Annotated in this window: 15 protein-coding genes; 10 read left to right on the forward strand and 5 right to left on the reverse strand. The window is 73.8% G+C overall.

What is annotated here, in order from left to right:
• Positions 1–4: 4 nt before the first annotated feature.
• The 6 genes from WMF39_RS13970 to WMF39_RS13995 all read left to right on the forward strand — a co-directional run bounded on the left by WMF39_RS13970 (position 5) and on the right by WMF39_RS13995 (position 5,401).
• The gene (locus WMF39_RS13970) at positions 5–1,297 is read left to right on the forward strand and encodes a formylglycine-generating enzyme family protein (protein WP_437746003.1); all 1,293 of its coding nucleotides are present in this window, start codon (positions 5–7) and stop codon (positions 1,295–1,297) included.
• Positions 1,298–1,491: 194 nt separating this feature from the next.
• Entirely contained in the window at positions 1,492–2,232 is a 741-nt protein-coding gene (locus WMF39_RS13975) for a hypothetical protein (protein WP_437746004.1), read from the forward strand.
• Positions 2,229–3,518: an ABC transporter ATP-binding protein gene (locus tag WMF39_RS13980; protein ID WP_437746005.1), complete on the forward strand. Its 1,290-nt coding sequence runs from the start codon at positions 2,229–2,231 to the stop codon at positions 3,516–3,518. The genes WMF39_RS13975 and WMF39_RS13980 overlap by 4 nt, the downstream gene beginning before the upstream one ends.
• Positions 3,508–4,272 (forward strand): hypothetical protein, encoded by a 765-nt coding sequence (locus WMF39_RS13985; protein WP_437746006.1) that lies wholly within the window; start codon positions 3,508–3,510, stop codon positions 4,270–4,272. The genes WMF39_RS13980 and WMF39_RS13985 overlap by 11 nt, the downstream gene beginning before the upstream one ends.
• A gap of 125 nt (positions 4,273–4,397) precedes the next feature.
• On the forward strand, positions 4,398–4,817 hold the full coding sequence (locus WMF39_RS13990; protein WP_272103474.1) for a hypothetical protein: 420 nt from the start codon (positions 4,398–4,400) through the stop codon (positions 4,815–4,817).
• A gap of 41 nt (positions 4,818–4,858) precedes the next feature.
• On the forward strand, positions 4,859–5,401 hold the full coding sequence (locus WMF39_RS13995; protein WP_437746007.1) for a hypothetical protein: 543 nt from the start codon (positions 4,859–4,861) through the stop codon (positions 5,399–5,401).
• On the opposite strand, the gene WMF39_RS14000 is transcribed toward WMF39_RS13995, so the two are convergent.
• From WMF39_RS14000 to smpB, 3 genes are all read right to left on the reverse strand, one after another.
• Positions 5,379–6,833: a DUF362 domain-containing protein gene (locus WMF39_RS14000; RefSeq protein ID WP_437746008.1), complete on the reverse strand. Its 1,455-nt coding sequence runs from the start codon at positions 6,831–6,833 to the stop codon at positions 5,379–5,381. The genes WMF39_RS13995 and WMF39_RS14000 overlap by 23 nt on opposite strands.
• A gap of 204 nt (positions 6,834–7,037) precedes the next feature.
• The gene (locus tag WMF39_RS14005) at positions 7,038–7,340 is read right to left on the reverse strand and encodes a hypothetical protein (RefSeq protein WP_437746009.1); all 303 of its coding nucleotides are present in this window, start codon (positions 7,338–7,340) and stop codon (positions 7,038–7,040) included.
• On the reverse strand, positions 7,337–7,861 hold the full coding sequence (gene smpB / locus WMF39_RS14010; RefSeq protein WP_437535436.1) for an SsrA-binding protein SmpB: 525 nt from the start codon (positions 7,859–7,861) through the stop codon (positions 7,337–7,339). Before smpB ends, WMF39_RS14005 begins: the two co-directional genes overlap by 4 nt.
• Before the next feature lie 189 nt (positions 7,862–8,050).
• Here smpB and WMF39_RS14015 point away from each other — a divergent pair, with 189 nt between their 5' ends.
• The 3 genes from WMF39_RS14015 (at position 8,051) to uvrA (ending at position 15,683) form a co-directional block, all read left to right on the forward strand.
• Positions 8,051–8,461, forward strand: coding sequence for a hypothetical protein (locus tag WMF39_RS14015; RefSeq protein ID WP_437746010.1), 411 nt, complete (start codon positions 8,051–8,053; stop codon positions 8,459–8,461).
• 40 nt (positions 8,462–8,501) lie between these two features.
• On the forward strand, positions 8,502–10,091 hold the full coding sequence (locus WMF39_RS14020) for a collagen-like protein (protein WP_437746011.1): 1,590 nt from the start codon (positions 8,502–8,504) through the stop codon (positions 10,089–10,091).
• A gap of 249 nt (positions 10,092–10,340) precedes the next feature.
• A complete protein-coding gene (gene uvrA, locus WMF39_RS14025; protein ID WP_437746012.1) occupies positions 10,341–15,683 on the forward strand; it encodes an excinuclease ABC subunit UvrA in 5,343 nt (1,780 codons plus the stop codon).
• 45 nt (positions 15,684–15,728) lie between these two features.
• Here the strand turns inward: uvrA and WMF39_RS14030 are convergent, their stop codons facing one another.
• Positions 15,729–15,932: a hypothetical protein gene (locus tag WMF39_RS14030; RefSeq protein WP_012235204.1), complete on the reverse strand. Its 204-nt coding sequence runs from the start codon at positions 15,930–15,932 to the stop codon at positions 15,729–15,731.
• 183 nt (positions 15,933–16,115) lie between these two features.
• Here WMF39_RS14030 and WMF39_RS14035 point away from each other — a divergent pair, with 183 nt between their 5' ends.
• Positions 16,116–16,631 (forward strand): hypothetical protein, encoded by a 516-nt coding sequence (locus WMF39_RS14035; RefSeq protein WP_437746013.1) that lies wholly within the window; start codon positions 16,116–16,118, stop codon positions 16,629–16,631.
• Positions 16,632–17,102: 471 nt separating this feature from the next.
• Here the strand turns inward: WMF39_RS14035 and WMF39_RS14040 are convergent, their stop codons facing one another.
• A complete protein-coding gene (locus WMF39_RS14040) occupies positions 17,103–19,172 on the reverse strand; it encodes a protein kinase domain-containing protein (RefSeq protein ID WP_437746014.1) in 2,070 nt (689 codons plus the stop codon).
• Positions 19,173–19,420: the final 248 nt, after the last annotated feature.

The raw sequence follows: 19,420 nt of genomic DNA on the forward strand, positions 1-19,420 counted from the left end.
GCCTGTGGGCCTCGGCGAGCAGCGCTCCGTCCGCGCGCCGGGGGGGAAGGCCCTCGCCGCCGCCGCCTCGCTCGCAGGCCTCCTCGCGGCCGCTCCCGGCTGCGATCGCGGCGGCGCCTCGCCGGGCACGGACGCCGATCTCGACGCCGCCCCGCCCTGGGACGTGAGCCAGACCGAGCCGGAGCCGCGCCCCGGCATGGCGTGGATCCCGAAGGGCGTGCTCATCGCGGGCACGCCGCCGGACCGGCTGCCGCGCATCGCCGACGAGGAGATGGCGGGCGCGCAGGTCGTGATGCACGGCTTCTACATCGACATCTTCTCGTACCCCAACGAGGTCGGCGCGATCCCGACCACGAACATCGCGCAGGACGAGGCGCGCGCGCTGTGCGAGGCGCAGGGCAAGCGCCTCTGCACGGAGCTCGAGATCGAGCGGGCCTGCAAGGGGCCGGACAACACCACGTACGAGTACGGCGACACGTACAAGGCGCCGGTCTGCGCGACCGGGCAGAGCCGGGTCCTGACGCCCAACGGGGTGAACGCCGGGTGCGTGAGCGCGTTCGGGGTGCACGATCTCCACGGCGGCGTATGGACATGGACCTCGAGCCAGTGGCAGCGGGACAGCGGCAAGTCGGGGCTCGTCACGCTGCGCGGAGGCAACGGGCCGACGGGCGAGCTCGTGGGGCGATGCGCCCACGGGCGCGGCGCCAAGCCGGACACGCGCCGCCCCGAGGTCGGCGTCCGCTGCTGTGCCGGCGAGGTGAACAGCTTCGAGGTGGTGCTCGAGGTGACGCGCGATCGCCCGCTCCGGCTGGAGCCGCTCGTCGACGCGCGCGCGGCGGCGCAGCTCGCGGCGCTCGCGCCGGAGGAGGTGCGCAACGCGTCCCGGGCCGGGTCGGCCGAGGGGGCGTTCAGCGTGGAGCGCATGTGGACCTGGCACCCCCGGGGCAACGAGGAGCTCGTGCTCGGCGGCGGCTGCGCGCGGCCGGCCGGGGTGAACGGGGCGCCGCGCGGCCGCGGCAAGCGCGCGAAGCGGGCGCGCCCGGGCGACGGGACGACGTGCGGGCTCCTCATCGGCCGGATGCGCATGAGCGCGCCGGCGCTGCTCGCGTTCGTCCCGTCGGATCTCTGGGAGCCCACGATCGGCGAGACGGACTCGCCGCGCGAGCTCTTCCTGTACGGCGGCGATGCGCTGGGCGCCTTCCGCCGTCGAATCACCTACGAGTGGGGCAAGATCGGCGTCGCCGACAAGGAGCGCAAGCGCAAGCACAAGGGCCGCCGCGGGCTCTCGTACGACTGAGGCCCCTCGGCGTCGCGAGGAGCGCGCAGGGGCTCGCGGTCGCGACGCTGTCGCGATGGGTGGCGCTGGCGCGCGGCGGCACCACATTCCGGCGGCGCGCTCCGGTCCGCGGCACATTCGCCTTGCGCCCGGGCGCCTGGAAGGGCAGCGCTAGCAGCGCGCGTCGCCGCCGCGCCGTCCGCACGCTCCCTCCGATGACCCGCCCGCACGACCCCGAACCGCGCGACGCGCCGAGCAAGCGTCCGGACGATCCCGTACGGCGGCGCGCGGCCGCGCGGCGCTCGCTGCGCGCAGCCGTCGCGCTCGGCTGCGCGCGGCTCCGCGGCGCTCGCGGCGGGCGGCTCGGCCTCGCCATGGCGGCGCTCATCTCGCTGGGGTGCGGCGTCGTGGCGCTCGTGCTCCGGCTGGACGACGGGACGACCTCGCTGGAGGCGCTGCTCGGGTCCGCGGCGCACGGGCTCGCGTGGGCGGCCGCTGGCCCCATCGCCCTCGCCGCGGCGCACGATCGCCCGGGGGCCGATCGCCGCGACGGCATCGAGGCGCTCGCCGCCGCGCGGGGGATCTCGCGGGCCTCGCTCCACGGCGTGCGCAGCCTCGCCGCGATGCTCGAGGTCGCGCGCGTCGTCGCGCTCCCGCTGGCCGCGCTCTCGGTGCTCGCGGCGCTCCTCTCCGGCTCGCTGCTGCTCGGCCTCCAGCACCTCGCGTACGGCGCCGCGCTCGCCCTGTTCGGCGTGGTCTCCGGTGTGACGCTCGGCGGCCTCGCCGCGGCGAGCGGCCGCGTCGCCGGGGCGCGAGGGCGCGCCCTGTTCCTGGTGCTGACCCTCGTCCCCTGGGGGCTCGCCGATCTCGCCGGCGACTCGAGGTGGTCGATCCCGGGAGCGCTCGGCGCGTTCCTCTCCTTCGCGGCCCGCTCGGCGGGAGGCCCTGCAGGATGAGCCCGAACGCTCCTGTCGTGGTGCTCGAGGGCGTGCGCGCGCGCGACGGCGCCGGCGAAGAGGGGCGCCCTCGGGGGGGCCTCTCGGGCCTGTCCTTGGCGCTCGGTCCGGGCGTGCATGCGGTGCTCGGCGCCCCGGAGGACGGGACGCTCGCCCTCGCGGAGGTGCTCGCAGGGCGCGCAGCCCCCCTCGCCGGCCGCGTCCTCGTGGCGGGGCGCGACCCGCGCCGGAGCGCGGCGACGCGGGCGCGGATCGGCGTCCTCGCCGCCACCCCGGAGCTGCCCGACGGCGCGTCGGTGGCGTCGTGCATGTCGGTCGCGCTCCGGGCCCGCGGCGCGCCCGCGAGCGGCGCCGCGGCGCTCCTCGAGCCGCTCGGCGTCGCGCCGCTCCTCGCCCGCCGCGCGGCCTCGCTGAGCTTCTCCGAGGCCCGGGCGGTCGAGCTGTCGCTCGCCCTCGGGGTGCCGCGGCCGCTCCTGCTCTGCCTCGTCGAGCCGTTCGCCGACGTCGCCGTGCCGTCTTCGGAGCCGCTCCGAGAGCGCCTGCGCGCCCTCGCTGCAGCTGGCGCCTGCGTCGTGCTCGTCACGTCCTCGACCGTCGACGCGAGCGCCCTGGCCGACCGCATCCACGTGCTCGATCGCGGCGTCATCGCGCGAACCGAGCCTGGCGCCGGCGACTACCTCGCCGCTGCCCCGGGCGCGGACCCGCCGGGCGCGGGGCGGCCCGAGGTCGAGATCCACGTGCTCGTTCATGAGCGGGCGCCCGACGCGCCCGGCGCTCGCGCGCTCGCCGCGGCGCTCGCGAGCGCTCCCGCCGTGCGCGCGGGCGCGTGGGAGCAGGGGCCGGCGGAGGCGTCGTCGACGCTGCGGATCCGGGCCGCGGACAGGGAGGCGGCCGCGCTCGCGATCCTGGATGCGGCCGCGAGGGAGGACGTCACGCTCATCGCGATCTCCTCGCCGCCCCCGTCGATGCACGACGTGCGGGCGGCGACCGCGCTGCACCTGGCCGCCGTTCGCTCGCGCCGGCCCTTCGGCGCACCCGCGATCGAGGGCGCCGCCCCGCTGCCGGGCGCGCCCGAGGGGCCGTTTGCGGTGGCGGCGTTCGACGCACCGACGCCGCTCGGCCTGGCAGCGCCGCTCAGCCGGCCGTCGGACGGTCCGTCCGCGCCCGCTGGTAAGCCGCTGTCGGCGCACGGCGATGCCGCTGCCGGCGGACGGATCGGGGCCGACCCGCCGGGGGCCGACGGTTCGCCGCGCGCCACGGAGACAGGACGCCACGATGGTGGGTGAGAGCGCATCGAGCGCCGCAGCGCGGCCGCTTCCTCCAGCGGAAGGGGGGGTCGAGCGGGGCGGGCGCGCGCTGACGGGCGTCCGCCTCGGGATGGAGATGACCCTGAGCCGCCTCCGCGCGCGGCGTCCGCTGCTGGCGTTGGGGCTCGGCGCCGCGCTCGCGGTCGCGGCCGCGGTCATCGAGATCGCGTTCGGGCCTTCCGGGGCCGTGGACCGGGCGCTGCTCTCCACGTTCCGCCTCGCCACGCCGCTCACGATCTTCGCCCTCGCCGCCGACGCCGCCGATCGCACCACGCTGCGCGACGCGGCCTGGCCGGCGGCCCGCTTCGGCGCCTCGTCCCACCATGTCGCGCTCGGCATCGCCCTGGCCACGGCCCTCGCTTCCGCCCTCGTGGGAGCGCTGCTCGCCGTCGTCGTCGTCGCCGCCGCCCATGGTCCCGGCGCTGCGCCATTCGTCCGAGACATGCTCGTCAGTGGGTGGATCGGCGCGCTCACCGGAGCCGCCTACGCTGGCTGGTTCTCGCTCGGTGCGACCTTTCTCCGGCGCGGCCTCGGCCGCTTCGTGCCGCTCGCGGCCGATCTCCTGCTCGGTGGCTCGGCCGGGGTGATCGGCGCACTGTTGCCCCGGGGCAACGCCGTCAACCTCCTCGGCGGTCCGCCGCCGCTCGGGCTCGGGCAGCCCGCGAGCGCCGCCCTGCTCGCGTCGAGTGCCCTTGTCCTCGCGCTCGTCGCGGCGGCTCGCTGCAGGGAGTAGCGCGCGGGCCGGGGCCGCGGCGGCTCGGCTCGCCTTGCCCCGACCGGCTGCTTGACGTCCACCGCGATGGCGTGAGCGGCGCAAGAGGGATGGCTTCATCCGCTCGTTCACGTACTCTTCAGGGAATGACTCAGGAGCACGGGGACGACGAGGCCACCAAGGCGGTCAACGCGCCTCGATCGGTCCTGCTCGTCGGCTCGTCCGAGGCGCTGGCGGCGCGCTGCAGGGGGATGTGCCTGCGGGCTCGCGTCATGCTCATCGTCGAGAGCGACCTGGCGGCGCTGACGAACACGGCCGTGGAGCGGAAGCCGCTCGCGCTCCTGTTCCCCGACGACATCTACGCCTTCGACAGCGCGGAGTTCGACGCCCTGGCGCGCGACATCCAGGCCGCGGTGGTGACCCTCGAGCCAGGCGTCACGGACGAGGTCATCGAGGCGCGGCTCGCGGAGGCGCTGCTCCGAGCCGAGCTCCTCCGGCAGCCCGAGCCGTCGTCGAGCCGTTACGTGCTCGTGCCCGACGGTCCCCGCCGCTCCAAGCGTCGCTGACCGGCGCGCCCTTGAATGATGATGAAAAGGAGCTCCATCCAATGAGCGAGCTGCACCTCGATCCGAACGCATCCCGCCTGACGATCCACACCCGAGCCGTAGGGATGCTCGCGCGCCTGGCGCACGACCTCGAGATCACGGCGTCCGAGCTGCGCGGTCGGGCGCGGCTCGACGGCGAGTCATGGAGCGCCGAGCTCGAGGTCCCCGTGGCCAAGCTCTCCGTCGCGGGGGTCCTGCGCGGCGATCGCGTCGATCCCGACGCGCTCTCCGCGGGAGATCGCGGCGACATCGAGCGGCGCCTGCGCGGCGAGGTGCTCGCGGGGACCGAGATCGTGGCGGTGCGCGCCTCGGGGGCCACGCGTGACCGCGCCGAGGTGCGCGTCCAGATCGCCTCGGGGAGCGCCTCGCTGGTGGCGCGGCTCTCCTCGCGCGATCGCGGCGACGGCGCGATCGGGGTGACGGGAACCTGTCAGCTGTCGATGGCTGCGCTCGGCGTGCGCGAGGTCAAGGGGCCGCTCGGCGCCTTCAAGGTGCGGGACGAGCTCGATGTCCTCTTCGATCTCACTCTGCGTCCGGCGGGCTAGGCGGCTCGGACGGGAGCTCTGGCGCCGCGTCGCCGCGCGAGCAGGCGCCGTGGACCTGGTAGGGCTTGCCGGCGAGCCGCTTCGCGAGTGAAGCCCCGCGCCAGGCGACGTACGCCTTGTTGAAGTCGAGCAGCTGGTCGGGGGCGAAGTAGGGGTTCTTCGTCTTGCCGAGCGTGACCAGCGTGAGCACCTGCTCCGCCACGCTCACGGGGCAGCCCTCGAGCCGGAGGGCGGTCTCGTTCCGGGCCATCGCGAGCTTGGTCGTCACCTTCACCATCTTCGCGAGGACGTCGTCGTGCTTCGCGGTGTAGGGGTCCCGCGCGCTCCGCTCCCGGTACAGGCTCTCGATGCTGACCAGCTGATCGCCGATCTTCCCTTTGTACGTCGCGCAGTCGCCGATGAAGATCACCTTCTCGCCCGGCTTCGCGTCGATGGGGCCCTCGTAGGCGCCGAACACGACGTGCATCCGCGGCATCTTCGCGTCGCACTCCTTGTCGTACTCGCGCAGGATCTCGATCGCCTCCTCGATGGCCCCTGGACAGCCGCCCCAGCAGTAATCGGTGTGCTCGGGCTCGGGCGGCGAGCCCGCGTAGGCCGTGATGTTCGTGCCCTCGAAGTACTTCTCGACGCGGACGAGGCCCACCTTGAACCCCTTGGCCTTGTGCTTCGCCTCGTCGAGCGTCACGTCCCCCGTGATCTCGATCTCGCCGAGGTCCATCGGGCCGAAGCCGCGCTCCGACGCCAGGCGGATGTGCTCGACGCTCCTCGGATCGACGCCGATGATCTGGCAGCAGACCGAGTCGAACGCGACCTGGTTGTTCCCCATGATGATGAGGCCCAGGTCGAACGGCGAGGGCGTGAGCATCCGCCCCTCGCCCGCGGTGATGGCGTCGATCGCGATGAACTGCGGCTGCACGATGTACTGCAGATCGGCGACCTTCTCGTTCAGCCGGTGATCGTGATCGATGAGCCTGTGCCGATCGTCCTGGATCCCGATGTAGTTCTTCATCGAGAAGGTCACGGTGGTCCAGGGATGCGACTTGAACTTGGGGCAGTTCACGAAGAAGTCGGCCTTCGCGACGGGCTCCGGCGTGAACACGTAGTCGCGCAGCCGGCCCTCGTGCGTGAGCGGGATCTCGACCTGCTGCTCTTCCTCGAAGTGGTAGTGCTTGACCCCGGTCCGGCGGAACATCGGGTAGTAGCCGGCGCTCTCGTACGTCATGCGGGTCGGGAGCGTGATGCCGCACCGCTCCCCGACGGCGAGCTCTCTCACGCGCCCGTCGTCGCGATCCTTGAGCGCGCCGATCACCCCCTCGACGAACTCGGGCCGCGTGTACGCGTGCGGAAAGTGCGTTCCCGACGCGACGACGTTGGGCTTGATGAGCGTCCGGCCGTGCGGGCGCAGCGAGAGCTCTTCGAGACCGCTGCGCACGATGCTGCGGATCTTCGCAACGTCATACGTCGAGCAGCGGCGCAGAATTACACGAGGGCGCGACGTAATTTTCATAGAAAGCCAGCGTATGGGTCGCGCTGAGGCATCGCAACACTCGCCGCCGGACGAGCCGGCCGGACGAGCCGCGCTGCGCTACCGCTGCAGAACAGCCTGGGCGTTCGCTGCTGGACGGATCGTCGTGGCTCAGCCCGTGCGTTCGCCGCCGACGAGCCGCGCCAGCTCGGCGCGGACCTCGCGCGTCGCATCGATGAGCCGGCCTTCGAGCTCGTAGGTGCGCTCACCGGGCGCCGCGTCGTTGGGCTCGGTGGGTGTGCGCAGGCGGCACCGGGCGACCTTCACCCGGATCGCCGTCCCCGTCGCTTGCAGCGAGCCCTCCACGCGCGCTCCGGGCGCCGAGGAGGCAGTCGAGTGGAGCCGCACGCGATCGCCGTCGATCTCGACGAGCTCTGCCTCGCCGCCCTTGGACCAGGTGAGGTGCGACGTCATTCCGGCCTCCGCAGGCCGGCGCTCCGCCCGCGGGCGGCGCCGCCGCGGGCCCGCTCGATCGCCGCGCGGGCTTCGCGGGCAGCGTCCTTCTCTTTCAGGCTCTCGCGCTTGTCGACGGTCTTCTTCCCCTTCGCGAGGGCGATCTCGGCCTTCACACGGCCGTTCTTGAAGTAGAGGCGGGTCGCGATCACCGTCATGCCCTCCCGCTCCACGCTCTTGCGGATCGTCTCGATCTCGCTCTCGTGCAGCAGCAGCTTGCGCGGGCGCTTCGCCTCGTGCCCGAAGGCCGCGCCGGACATCACGGGGATGTTGACCCCTTTCAGGAACACCTCTCCGTTCTCGATGGCGCACCAGCTGTCGGTGAGCTCGGCCGCGCCGTCGCGGAGCATCTTCACCTCGCTGCCGAGCAGCACCAACCCTGCCTCGAACCGATCGTCGAGGGTGTAGTCGAACGTCGCGCGCTTGTTGCGCACGATGAGCTTCTCCCCCTCTCGCTCCTTCTCTTTGCCAGCGCGGCTCACGCGGCCGCATAGCGCGCGCGCCGCCGCCTGTCCACACCGCTTCACAGGGCGGCGCCTGCGCCGGCGCTGCTGCTGCGCGCCGCTCGCGCGGCGCGCCCCGCTGCAGTGGCGGCGTCCTCGCTTGACGCCGATCGCCGCCGCTCGTCCAATGGTCCTTTCGCACGACCTGCCGTCGGCCTGGAGGACTCAGTGAATCGCGGACTGCGCTTTTCGGCCTGGCTCGGGGCGATGGTGGTGAGCTCTGCGCTGCTCCCCGCGTGCAGCTGCAGCTGCGGCGTCGCCACGGACTCCGGCACGGTGGACGGCGATGGGGGGTGGGGCGGTGGCGGGCAGGGCGGCGATGCGCACGGCGGCGGCGGGCACGGCGGCGATGCGCACGGCGGCGGCGGCGGGCAGGGCGGCGATGGGCACGGCGGGGGCGCGCCGACTCCCAGGCGCGTCGGGGCGACCGAGACGGTGACGGCTGGCGAGGTCGCTAGGAGCTCGCGCTACCGCATGGTGTTCACGCTCGGGCAGCCGACGCAGAACCAGGGGACGTCGACCTCACCCAAGGTGCGGATGCGAGGAGGGCTCATCGGAGCCGACGGGAGCTTGCCATGACGAGGAGCTGGCGATGAGGACATCGATGATCGCGCGATGCATGACGGCATCCGCCCTGGCGGCGGGCGCGGTCGTGCTCGCGGGGACCGCGGCTGCGGCGGTCCCGGCGACCGTCACCCATCAAGGCCGGCTCTACGACGAGCGCGATGTGCCCATCAGCGCGACGCTCGATGTCGTGTTCGCCCTTTACGACGAGCGCGACGCTTCGACGCCCCTGTGGAGCGAGGTCCATTCGATCACGTTCGAGGACGGCTTCTTCTCGGTGCGCCTCGGCTCGATCGTCCCGTTCGAGCAGGCGATCTTCGACGGCGCCGAGCGGTACCTCGGCATCACCGTGGGCGACGATGTCGAGCTGGAGCCGCGCGCGACGGTCGCGAGCGTCCCGTACGCGCTGCTCGCCGGCAATGTGAACGGCGACATCACGCCGACCTCGGTCACGGTGAACACCACGAGCGGCAACACGCTGGTGCTCGGCGAGCGTGGGGTCATCGTGAACGGCGTCCTCGTGATCGACGAGAACGGCGAGTGGGTCGGCTCGCCGACGGGACTTCAGGGCCCACAGGGGCTGCCTGGACCGATCGGTCCGGCCGGTGCGACGGGGCCGGAGGGGAGGGTCGGTGCGACTGGGCCTGCGGGCGCTGCTGGTCCGACAGGGCCGGCCGGGCCGATCGGAGCGATCGGGCCGACGGGCGCCGCAGGCCCCACCGGGCCCACGGGGCCGGAAGGCGTGGCTGGACCTAGGGGGCCGGAGGGCCCGGCAGGGCCCGCAGGCGCGGCAGGGCCCATGGGGCCAGAAGGCCCGGTGGGCGCAATCGGACCGGAGGGCCCGATGGGACCAGACGGTCCGATGGGCCCGACGGGACCAGAGGGCCCGACGGGCGCGACCGGACCGGAGGGCCCGATGGGCCCGAGGGGACCAGAAGGCCCGGTGGGCGCGATCGGTCCGGAGGGCCCGATGGGCCCGAGGGGGCCAGAAGGCCCGGTGGGCGCGATCGGTCCGGAGGGCCCGATGGGCCCGAGGGGACCAGAAGGCCCGGTCGGCGCGATCGGTCCGGAGGGCCCGATGGGGCCGCTCGGGCCAGAGGGGCCGGTCGGTCCCATGGGACCAGTGGGCCCTACCGGTCCGCAGGGGCCAGTGGGCCCTACCGGTCCGCAGGGGCCACGCGGGTTTACCGGCCCCGTTGGTCCGACCGGGCCCCAGGGGGTCGTGCTGACGTTGACGGTCCAGGGCGTCGGGCCGCACGCCGCGCTGCCGGTCGGGAGGCCTGTCGACTTTTTCGGGCCGACAGCGTTGGTGGCGGTCTCGTCGACGAGCCAGTCGATCTATGCGACCGCGCATCGGTACCTGGGCACGGACGGCTCGCCTGCGGACAGCCTCAAGCTCTACATGTGCTACCAGCGGGTTCGTTCCGGGCCGTCTGGCACGGTGCTCGACGAGGTCCAGGCGGTCGGCCTCGGGATGGCCGGCGGCCGGGTCCCCGCGGATACCCGCGTCCCCTTCGGGCTCAGCGCCGTCATCACCAATCTCACCGCGGGCACCTACAACATCGGAATGTGCGGCCAGACCTTGAGCCCGAACTGGACAAGCAACGATTACGGCTACCTCTCGATCCTCCTCGTCAACGGCTAGCCGCCGCGCCTGCCGGGCGCGCCTGCAGCGCTCGGCTTGCCGGGTCGCCCGAGCGTCGTGCGCACCCCACGTCACGGACCGTGATAATTCGACGACGCGGAACGCAATGCCGCAGCACGCTGGGTCGGCACGCCGCCCACGTACGATCGTTCGCGACGATGGGCTGAAAGGGGGCTAAACACTCGCGGTTTTCACGCGGCCGTGTCCACTCCGGACGGCGTCCCGCGGGTTCACCCTACCGCGCGTCCTATGCACTCGATCTGTCTCCGCGGCGCCCGCACGCACAACCTCCAGGGCATCGACCTCGATTTCCGGCCCGGCGAGCTCGTGGCCATCGCCGGCGTCTCGGGCGCTGGCAAATCGTCGCTCGCGCTCGACACGCTCTATTCGGAGGGACAGCGCCGGTTCGTCGAGAGCTTCAGCCCGTACGCTCGCCAGTTCCTCGAGCGGCTCGAGCGGCCGCCGATCGACGCGCTCGAGCCGGTGGCGGCCGGCGTCGCCGTCGATCGACGCGCGCCGGTCAAGAGCTCGCGGTCGACCGTCGCCACGATGGCCGACCTCGAGCCGTATTTCTGCGCGCTCTTCGCGCGCGAGGCGGTGCCTGTCTGCCCGTCCTGCGAGGAGCCGGCCGCGCGGACCGACCCGGCGCGCGCGGCCGACCTCGCCGCGAGCGCGCACGAGGGGGCGACCGCGCTCGTCACGTACCCGATCGCGGTCGCTGGAACCGAGCGGTTCCTCGACGTGCGCGAGTCGCTGCTCGCCGCCGGCTACCGGCGCCTCCTCGTCCGCGGCGAGGCGCGCGACATCGACACCGTGGCGCCGTCCGAGGCGATGAGCGGCGCGGACAAGGTCGAGGTCATCGTCGATCGCGTCCGGGTCGCCCCCCGGGAGCGCCGGCGCCTCGGCGCCGCCATCGAGGAGGCGTGGAAGGGCAGCGGGGGCGACGCCTCGCTCCACCTGCAGCGCAAGGCCGATGAGCAGGGCGGCCAGGGGGCGGGGCCCACGCGGCTCCGGCTCGTGCGCGGGCTCGCCTGCCCCTCGTGCGCGCGCGCCTTCGATCCGCCGCGCCCCGGGCTGTTCTCGTACCAGTCCCCCACCGGCGCGTGCCCCTCGTGCCGCGGCTTCGGCCGCACCCTCGGCATCGACTACGACAAGGTGATCCCGGACCCCTCGAAGTCGATCGCAGGCGGCGCGATCCGGCCCTGGAACGGCCGCTCGACGACGTGGGAGCGGAAGCTGCTCCGCGCGTTCTGTGAGCGGAAAGGCATCCGCACCGACAAGCCGTGGCGCGACCTCTCCGACGCGCAGCGCGCGCTCGTGCTCGAGGGGGAGGGCTCGTGGACCCAGGGGAAGTACCCCGGCGTGAAGGCCTGGTTCCGCTGGCTCGAGACGCGCACCTACAAGATGCACGTCCGCGTGCTGCTCGCGCGTTACCGCACCTACGACGTGTGCGGCGCGTGCAACGGCAAGCGGCTCGCCCCCGAGTCGCTCCTCTACCGCGTCGGCGGCCTGGATCTCGCCGCGTGGCACGAGCTCGAGCTCCGCGACGCCCGCGCGCGCCTCGAGGCCGAGCGCCCCCAGACAGGCCAGGGGGAGATGGCCCGCCGCGAGCTCATCGCGCGGCTCGGGTACCTCGAGCGGGTCGGGCTGGGCTACCTCTCGCTCGCCCGCCAGGCGCGCACGCTCTCGGGCGGCGAGGCGCAGCGCGTCGCGCTCACCGCGGCGCTCGGCACGTCGCTGACGGGCGCGCTCTTCGTGCTCGACGAGCCGACGGTCGGCCTGCACCCGACGGACATCCCGCCGCTCATCGCGGCCATGCGCGAGCTCGCCGATCGCGGCAACGCCGTGCTCGTCATCGAGCACGAGCCCCTCGTCATCCGGGCGAGCGATCGCGTCGTCGAGCTGGGCCCCGGCGCGGGCAAGCAGGGCGGGCGCGTCACCTTCGACGGCCCGCCCGACGGGCTCGCCGCGCGCGGCCCGCTCGCGTCGGCGCGCGCGGAGCGCCGGGCGCCGAGCGGGAAGATCGCGATCCACGGCGCGCGCGAGAACAACCTCCGCGACGTCACGGTCGACGTGCCGCTCGGCGTCGTCGTGGCGATCACGGGGCCGAGCGGCTCGGGCAAGAGCACGCTGGTGAACGACGTGCTCTACCGGCACATCGCGAGGGCGCGCGGCTACAAGGACGTCGAGGCGCCCGGCCTGTACAGGCGCATCGAGGGCACGGCCGACATCCGCACCGTCACGCTCGTCGACCAGGCGCCGCTGGGGCGCACCTCGCGGGGCAACCCCGCGACCTACACCGGCGCATGGAACCGCATCCGCGCGCTCTTCGCCGAGCAGCCGGAGGCGTCGGCGCGGGATCTCGGGCCCGGCCACTTCTCGTTCAACGTCGCGCTCGGGCGCTGCGAGGCGTGCGCGGGCGAGGGGAGCGAGACGATCGAGATGCAGTTCCTCGCCGACGTGTCGCTGACCTGCCCGACCTGCAAGGGCAAGCGGTTCCGCGACGAGGTGCTCGAGGTGAAGCTCGACGGCCGCTCGGTCGCCGACGTGCTCGACCTCTCGATCGACGAGGCGTTCGAGGTCTTCGTGGGGCAGCCCGCGATCCGGCGGGCGCTCGCGCCGCTCAAGCAGCTCGGCCTCGGCTACCTCACGCTGGGGCAGCCGCTCTCGACGCTCTCCGGCGGTGAGGCGCAGCGGCTGAAGATCGCGCGCGCGCTCGGCGAGCCCTGCGCGGGCGCGATCTTCCTCCTCGACGAGCCGAGCGCCGGCCTGCACCCCGCGGAGGTGACGCACCTCAACGCCGCGCTCTCCGTGCTCGTGGCCGAGGGCGCCTCCGTGATCGTCGTCGATCACGACCTCGACGTCATCGCCGCGGCGGATTGGGTCGTCGATCTCGGCCCGGGCGCGGGCAGCGAGGGCGGGAGCGTCGTCGCGGAGGGGACGCCCGAGGAGGTGGCCCGGACGGCGACGCGGACCGGCGTCTCGCTGGCCGAGTGGTTCGCGCAGCGGGGCGACGGCGGCGCTCGGCGCCCGCGGCGCGGTGCGGCAGCGGCGCCTGCCGCCCTGAAGCCCGGCAAGCGCGGCGGCGGCGCGCGCGCGTCGCTCGACCGCGGGCGGATCGAGGTCGAGGGCGCCCGCGAGCACAACCTCGCCGAGGTCTCGACCGTGATCCCGCACGGCGAGATCGTCGTCATCACCGGCCCGAGCGGCTCTGGCAAGAGCACGCTCGCGTTCGATGTGGTCTTCGCCGAGGGCCAGCGGCGCTTCCTCGAGACGCTGACCCCCTACGCGCGCCAGTTCCTCCCCACGCTGCCGCGGCCGGACGTCGATCGCGTCACCGGCGTCCCCCCCTCGATCGCGCTCGAGCAGCGCACCACGCGCTCCGGCGCCAACTCGACCGTCGCGACCGTGACCGAGATCGCGCACTACCTGCGGCTGCTCTACGCCAAGGTCGGCGAGGCGCGCTGCCCGGACTGCGACGTGCCGATCGAGGCGCGCTCGCCGGACGAGGTGTACCGCTCGCTCGTCTCGACGCGCGGCGCGCGGACGCTCCTCGCCCCCGCCGTCGTGGCGCGCAAGGGGACGTACCTCGACGTCTTCACCGCCGCCGCCCGGGCCGGCATCACCCGCGCGCTCGCCGACGGCGAGCCGTGCGCGACCGACAGCCCTCCCCGCCTCGACAAGCGCCGCGAGCACTCGATCGATCTTGTGATGTACGAGGGGCGCATGGACGGGCTGGATCGCGCCCTCTTCGACCGCGCCCTCGCGTTCGGGCGGGGGGCGGTCAAGCTCGTCGGCGGCCGCGGCGGTGAGCAGCTGCTCTCCACGACGCGCACCTGCCCGCGCTGCGGCGTCGGCGTCCCGGAGCTCGATCCCCGCTGGTTCTCTTTCAACACGAAGCAGGGCCGGTGTGAGTCATGCGAGGGGACGGGCGCCTCGGACTTCGACGACGACGCGCTCGCGACGCCCGACCCGTGCGAGGCCTGCGGCGGCTCGCGCCTCGCGCCGATCCCGCGGGCGGTCCGGCTCGCGGGAGAGCGTTACCACCAGGCGTCGGGCCGGTCGGTCGCGGCCGCGGCCGCGTGGGCGAGGGGGCTACAGTTCACGGGCGACCGCGCGCTGATCGCCCAGGCGCCGCACAAGGAGCTCTGCCGCCGGCTCGACTTCGTCTGCGAGGTGGGCCTCGGGTACCTCACGCTCGATCGGCGCGCGGCCACCCTCTCGGGCGGCGAGATGCAGCGCCTGCGGCTCGCGGCGCAGCTCGGCAGCGGCCTCACCGGGGCGCTGTACGTCCTCGACGAGCCGACCATCGGCCTTCACCCGCGCGACACCGACCGGCTGCTCGGCAACCTCCGGAGGCTCGCCGGGATGGGGAGCACCGTGCTGATGGTGGAGCACGACGCCGACACGATCCGCGCGGCGGATCACCTGATCGACCTCGGCCCCTCGGGCGGGCGCAAAGGCGGCCGGATCGTCGCGGCGGGGCCGTCGCGCGCGGTGCTCGCGAACCCCGACTCGCCGACCGCCCGGGCGCTCGCCGGCGAGGATGCGCTGCTCAGCGCTCGCCCGGCGCGCCCTCCTGTGCGCGAGCACATCGAGCTCCTCGGCGCCCGCGCGCACAACCTCCAGGGGGACACGCTCCGGATCCCCGCGGGCCGGATGACGGTGGTCGCCGGCGTGTCCGGCTCGGGGAAGAGCACGCTGATCCAGAAGGTGCTCTACCCCGCCGCGCGCCGTGCGCTGAAGCTGGAGGCGCCCGAGCCGGGCCCGCACAAGGCGCTCCGGTTTCCGAAGAGCATCCTGCGGGCGGTGGCCGTCGATCAGTCGCCCATCGGGCGGACGCCGCGCTCGATCCCCGCGACGTTCCTGGGCGTCTGGGACGAGGTCCGCAAGCTCTACGCTGCCTGCCCCGACGCGCAGGTGCGCGGCTACGGCCCTGCGCGGTTCTCCTTCAACACGGCCTCCGGCGGGCGGTGCCCCGCGTGCGAGGGGCAGGGCGTCATCGCGCACGAGATGTCGTTCTTGCCGGACGTGACCACGCCGTGCGAGGCGTGCGGCGGCGCGCGCTTCGAGCCGGCGACGCTCGACGTGCGCTACCTCGGTCTGTCCGTCGGCGAGCTCCTGGACCTCACCGCGGAGGAGGCCGTCGAGGTCTTCGCGGCCCACCCGAAGATCCGCGCCCCGCTCTCGACGATGTGCGATCTCGGCGTCGGCTACCTCCACATCGGCCAGGGGTCGCACACGCTCTCGGGCGGCGAAGCCCAGCGGCTCAAGCTCGCGGCGGAGCTGACGGCCGGCGCGCGGCCGAAGCCCACGCTCTATGTGCTCGATGAGCCCACGACCGGCTTGCATCTGGCGGACGTGACGCGCCTGGTCCGCGTGCTCGATCGCCTCGTCGAGCGCGGCGACACGCTGGTGATCATCGAGCACCACCCGGCGGTCATCGCGTGCGCGGATCACGTGGTGGAGCTCGGCCCGGAGGGCGGCTCCGGCGGCGGGCGCATCGTGGCGGAGGGCACCCCGCGCGAGGTGGCGCGTCAGCCGACGGCGACGGGCGAGGTGCTGAAGCGGATCTTCGCGAAGGCTACGTGAGCGGGCGCGCCGCGCGAACCGGCGCGCTGTCCCGGGGAGCGCGGCTCAGCCGCCGGCGCGCTTCGCGTACTGGTACGCGGTGTAGGCGGAGATCAGGTGGCAGATCCAGCCGAGCCAGCCGCCCGAGCCGATCCACAGGCCGGGGGTGACGATCAGCCAGAAAATGCAGCGCAGGAACGCGCCGTTGTAGAGCTGCCCAACGCCCGGAATAAGGAACGAAAGCACTGCGGCGATCCCGGATTTGCTCATGGCATCGGAACCTGATCACCGTGACCGCCCTGTCAAGCGGGCTGGGGGAACCTCGGCACGGACCCGCCGCGCCGCTGCCAGCGGCACAGCGGGCGGCGCAGGACAGCTCAGTGGCTGCCCGGTAAGACGATCCTTCGACGGCCCGTCGAGGACGTAGAAGGGGTCGGCGCAGGGGTCGTCCCCGTGGCGGTGGGTGCAGGGGTCGTCCCCGTGGCGGTGGGTGCAGGGGTCGTCCCCGTGGCGGTGGGCGCAGGGGTCGTCCCCGTGGCGGTGGGCGCAGGGGTCGTCCCCGTGGCGGTGGGCGCAGGGGTCGTCCCCGTGGCGGTGGGCGCAGGGGCCGTCGCCGTCGGCTTGGGTTGTGCTTGCGCCGTCGGCTTCGGGGCTGCCGCCGGGGCAGGCGCGGGCGGCTCCGGCGCGGTCGCCGCGGGTGTGGCGGCCGTCGGGGGGGGAGGCGCCGGATCGCCGGCGACCGACGCAGGCGCCGGGGGCGCCTCGATGGGCGTCAGCGCTGCAGCATCTTCGGACGACCCTCGGCTGCGCATCACGAAGAAGACGGTCGTCAGCCCGCCGATGACCACGAACGCGCCGATCCCGATCAGCGCGAGCGTCGCGCCGGAGCTCTTCGCGCGAGGCCGCGCGGGGATCGGCGCCGGGTACAGCGCACCGCTGCCCGGCGGCTGGGGAGCGCCGCCGGCGTGAAACCCCGGCGCTCCGGCGGCCCCGGGGCCACCTGGGGCCCCGAACGGCGAGCCGCCGTACGGGCTGGGAGGCTGGGGCGGCTGCCCGTAAGCGCCTCCTGCTCCAGGTGGCCCGCCGTAATTCGCTGTCGCACCGGGCCCGTACGGGCCGGGTACACCAGGTGGCGGCGCGCCGTACGGGCCAGCGGGAGCGCCGTAAGGGCCGGGCGTTCCGGGAGGCGCGCTGTTGGTCCCGCCTTCGACGAGGGTCCGCGGGACGGCTGCGCCAGCGGCGTTCGGATCGTGCGGCGCGGTGCCGGGCGGCACGGGAAAGGCGCCCTGCGGCGAGTTGAGCCCTGCGAGCGGAGGCTCGCCGGGCACGGTCTTGCCAGGGCCGTACATGCCGCTCGGGGGCGCAGGCCATCCCGGCGGCGGACCGCTATTCTGGTTGCTCATCGAGATCGCATCCTACCTACCGTAGGCGCTGGGCGCGTCAGTTGTTGGGTACGATGATCACGCGCCGTCGAGGCCTGTCCGACGGCGTGGTGGTGGTCGGGCTCGTCGTCGGCGGGCTCGTCGTCGGCGGGCTCGTCGTGTTCGGCTGTGGGTTGGCCGGCGGCTGTCCGCTGGGCGGCGCGGGGAACGGGAACGGCGGCAGCGTCGACGGGATGACCCAGGGAAGCTGGGGGATGATCGTCGTCCCGCTGGGGCGTGTCGTCGGCGCCGTCGTGGTCGTCGGCGCCGGCGGCTTCGCCGTCGTGGTCGGCCGGGGCTGCGGCTTGGCGACCACGGGCGGCTCGACAGGAGGTGGCGTCACCGCCGGGGGCGTCACGGCGGGCGGCGTCGTCGCGGGCGGGCTGGGATCCGAAGGCACCGTGTTGGCCGGCTGGAGGGTCGGCAGGGCCGGCGCCACGTCGGTCTGCTCCTTCCGGCTCAGCTCGTTGGCAATGTACAGACCGCCGACGACGGCCCCCGTGATCCCCATGGCGAGCAGCAGGATGGCGAACAGCGACGTCCCGCCTCGCGCGGGCCGCTGCGCGCCGTGCGCCGAGGCGCTCTGCGAGATCCTCGGCAGCGGATCCATCGGCGCCGTCCCAGGGATGTAGCCCTGCGCGCCGCCGCCATACGCGCCGCCATACCCGGGCGCTGGGCCGCCGTTGAATCCGCCGCCCGGGGCCGCGCTCCTGTCCATGAACGGCGCGCCTCCGACCGCCGTCCCTCCCGGGCGCGGCGACACATCGAAGGGTCCCGGCTCGTGGCTCGTGGCGGGCACCCCCTGGGGGAGAGCGTAGGGGGCGGCGCTCACGGTCGCCGGCTGCGCGATCTGGGGATACCCACCTTGTTGGGGATAGCCCCCTTGGGCGAAGTACGGGCCTGAGGAGGGCTCCGGCCTCGGCGTGAACCCTGGAGCTGACGCCGAGGGACCTCGGGAATCCGAGGAAAAGCCGCCCATGGGGGTCGAGGGCCCGAGGCCGCCCGGGGGGCCGCTGGACGCGTGCTGCGCGCCGCCGTCCTCCGGCGGAATCGTCTTGGGAACGGAGCTGGCGCGACCGTCCCCCATCGCGTTGGTCGCGGGCGCCGCCGCGGAAGGCGTGAGCATCCCGGGCGCCGCGAGGGCTGCCGCCAGGGCGGCCCCGGACGACCGCGCCAGGCTGACCTCGGACGGCGCGGGGGTGAGCGCCGACGGGGCGCGGGCGGCTCGGGCGAACGGCTCCAGGGCGCTGCGGAGCTCGGCGGTGGTCGCGAAGCGATCCGGCGGCGAGGCCGCCATGGCGCGGTGGACGGCGGCGCAGAGGCCGGGCGCGAGCTCCGGCGCCAGGTCAGAGAGCCGCGAGATCTGGCCCGAAAGGTAGGCTCCCGCGATCTGCTGGGGCTCATCGCCGCCGACCGGCCGGCGGCCGGCCAGCATCTCGAAGATGATGACGCCCAGCGAGAAGATGTCGGCGCGCGCGTCCACGGAGTCCGCGGAGTAGGCCTGCTCCGGGGCCATGTACTCGGGGGTGCCCATGATCACGCCGGGGCGCGTCAACCCGCGATCGAGCTCCCCCGTGACCTTCAGCTTGGCGATGCCGAAGTCGAGCAGCTTGATGAGCGGCTCTCCCTTGGCGGACTTCGTGATGATCACGTTGTCCGGCTTCAGGTCCCGGTGGACGACGCCCGCGCGATGGGCGGCCTCGACGCCCTCCAGCATCTGCATCGTGTACTCGAGCGCGTCGGGGTACCCGAGACGAATGCCTGCCCGGTAGAGCTCCTCGTACAGGGTCTGGAGCGTCTTCCCCTCCAGGTACTCCATCACGATGAACGCCAGGCCGGACGCCGTCTGGTCGACGTCGCTGACGCGAACCACGTGCGCGCTCTGGATCTGCGCGGAGACGCGCGCCTCCTGAAGGAAGCGCTGCACCAGGCCGGAGCGGCGGGAGAGCTCGGGGTGGAGAAACTTGAGGGCGACCGTCGTCCCCAGCACCTCGTGGCGGGCTTCGTAGACGCTCCCCATGCCGCCATCGCCGATGAGGCGCACGAGTCGGTACTTGTTGTTGATGACCTGGCCTGCCTGCGGACGCATCGATCTCCGTTGAGGGCGCTGGAGTTGCTCGGAGAGTCTCACAGGCTGGTAGACGAACGTCAGCCCCATTTGTGCGACACAGCGTCGCGATGATCGCGAACCGCCCTGCTTTTCGGCGCAGCGAGCCCCATCCATTTCCGCCCGCGTCCCGTCCAGGGCGCCCATACGGCTGAGGTCGCACGCTCCGAGGTGCACGTGCCATCACAAGGATTCGCGATGACGCACTGCGTTGTCGCGCTTCGTGTGGG

This window comes from Sorangium sp. So ce1504 (assembly GCF_051521635.1).
GTDB lineage: Bacteria > Myxococcota_A > Polyangia > Polyangiales > Polyangiaceae > Sorangium > Sorangium cellulosum_B.

Coding starts and splice junctions, on each gene's coding strand:
- WMF39_RS13975 (WP_437746004.1), top strand. CDS start 1,492: ATGACCCGCCCGCACGACCCCGAACCGCGCGACGCGCCGAGCAAGCGT.
- WMF39_RS13980 (WP_437746005.1), top strand. CDS start 2,229: ATGAGCCCGAACGCTCCTGTCGTGGTGCTCGAGGGCGTGCGCGCGCGC.
- WMF39_RS13985 (WP_437746006.1), top strand. CDS start 3,508: ATGGTGGGTGAGAGCGCATCGAGCGCCGCAGCGCGGCCGCTTCCTCCA.
- WMF39_RS13990 (WP_272103474.1), top strand. CDS start 4,398: ATGACTCAGGAGCACGGGGACGACGAGGCCACCAAGGCGGTCAACGCG.
- WMF39_RS13995 (WP_437746007.1), top strand. CDS start 4,859: ATGAGCGAGCTGCACCTCGATCCGAACGCATCCCGCCTGACGATCCAC.
- WMF39_RS14005 (WP_437746009.1), bottom strand. CDS start 7,340: ATGACGTCGCACCTCACCTGGTCCAAGGGCGGCGAGGCAGAGCTCGTC.
- WMF39_RS14020 (WP_437746011.1), top strand. CDS start 8,502: ATGACGGCATCCGCCCTGGCGGCGGGCGCGGTCGTGCTCGCGGGGACC.
- uvrA (WP_437746012.1), top strand. CDS start 10,341: ATGCACTCGATCTGTCTCCGCGGCGCCCGCACGCACAACCTCCAGGGC.
- WMF39_RS14030 (WP_012235204.1), bottom strand. CDS start 15,932: ATGAGCAAATCCGGGATCGCCGCAGTGCTTTCGTTCCTTATTCCGGGC.
- WMF39_RS14040 (WP_437746014.1), bottom strand. CDS start 19,172: ATGCGTCCGCAGGCAGGCCAGGTCATCAACAACAAGTACCGACTCGTG.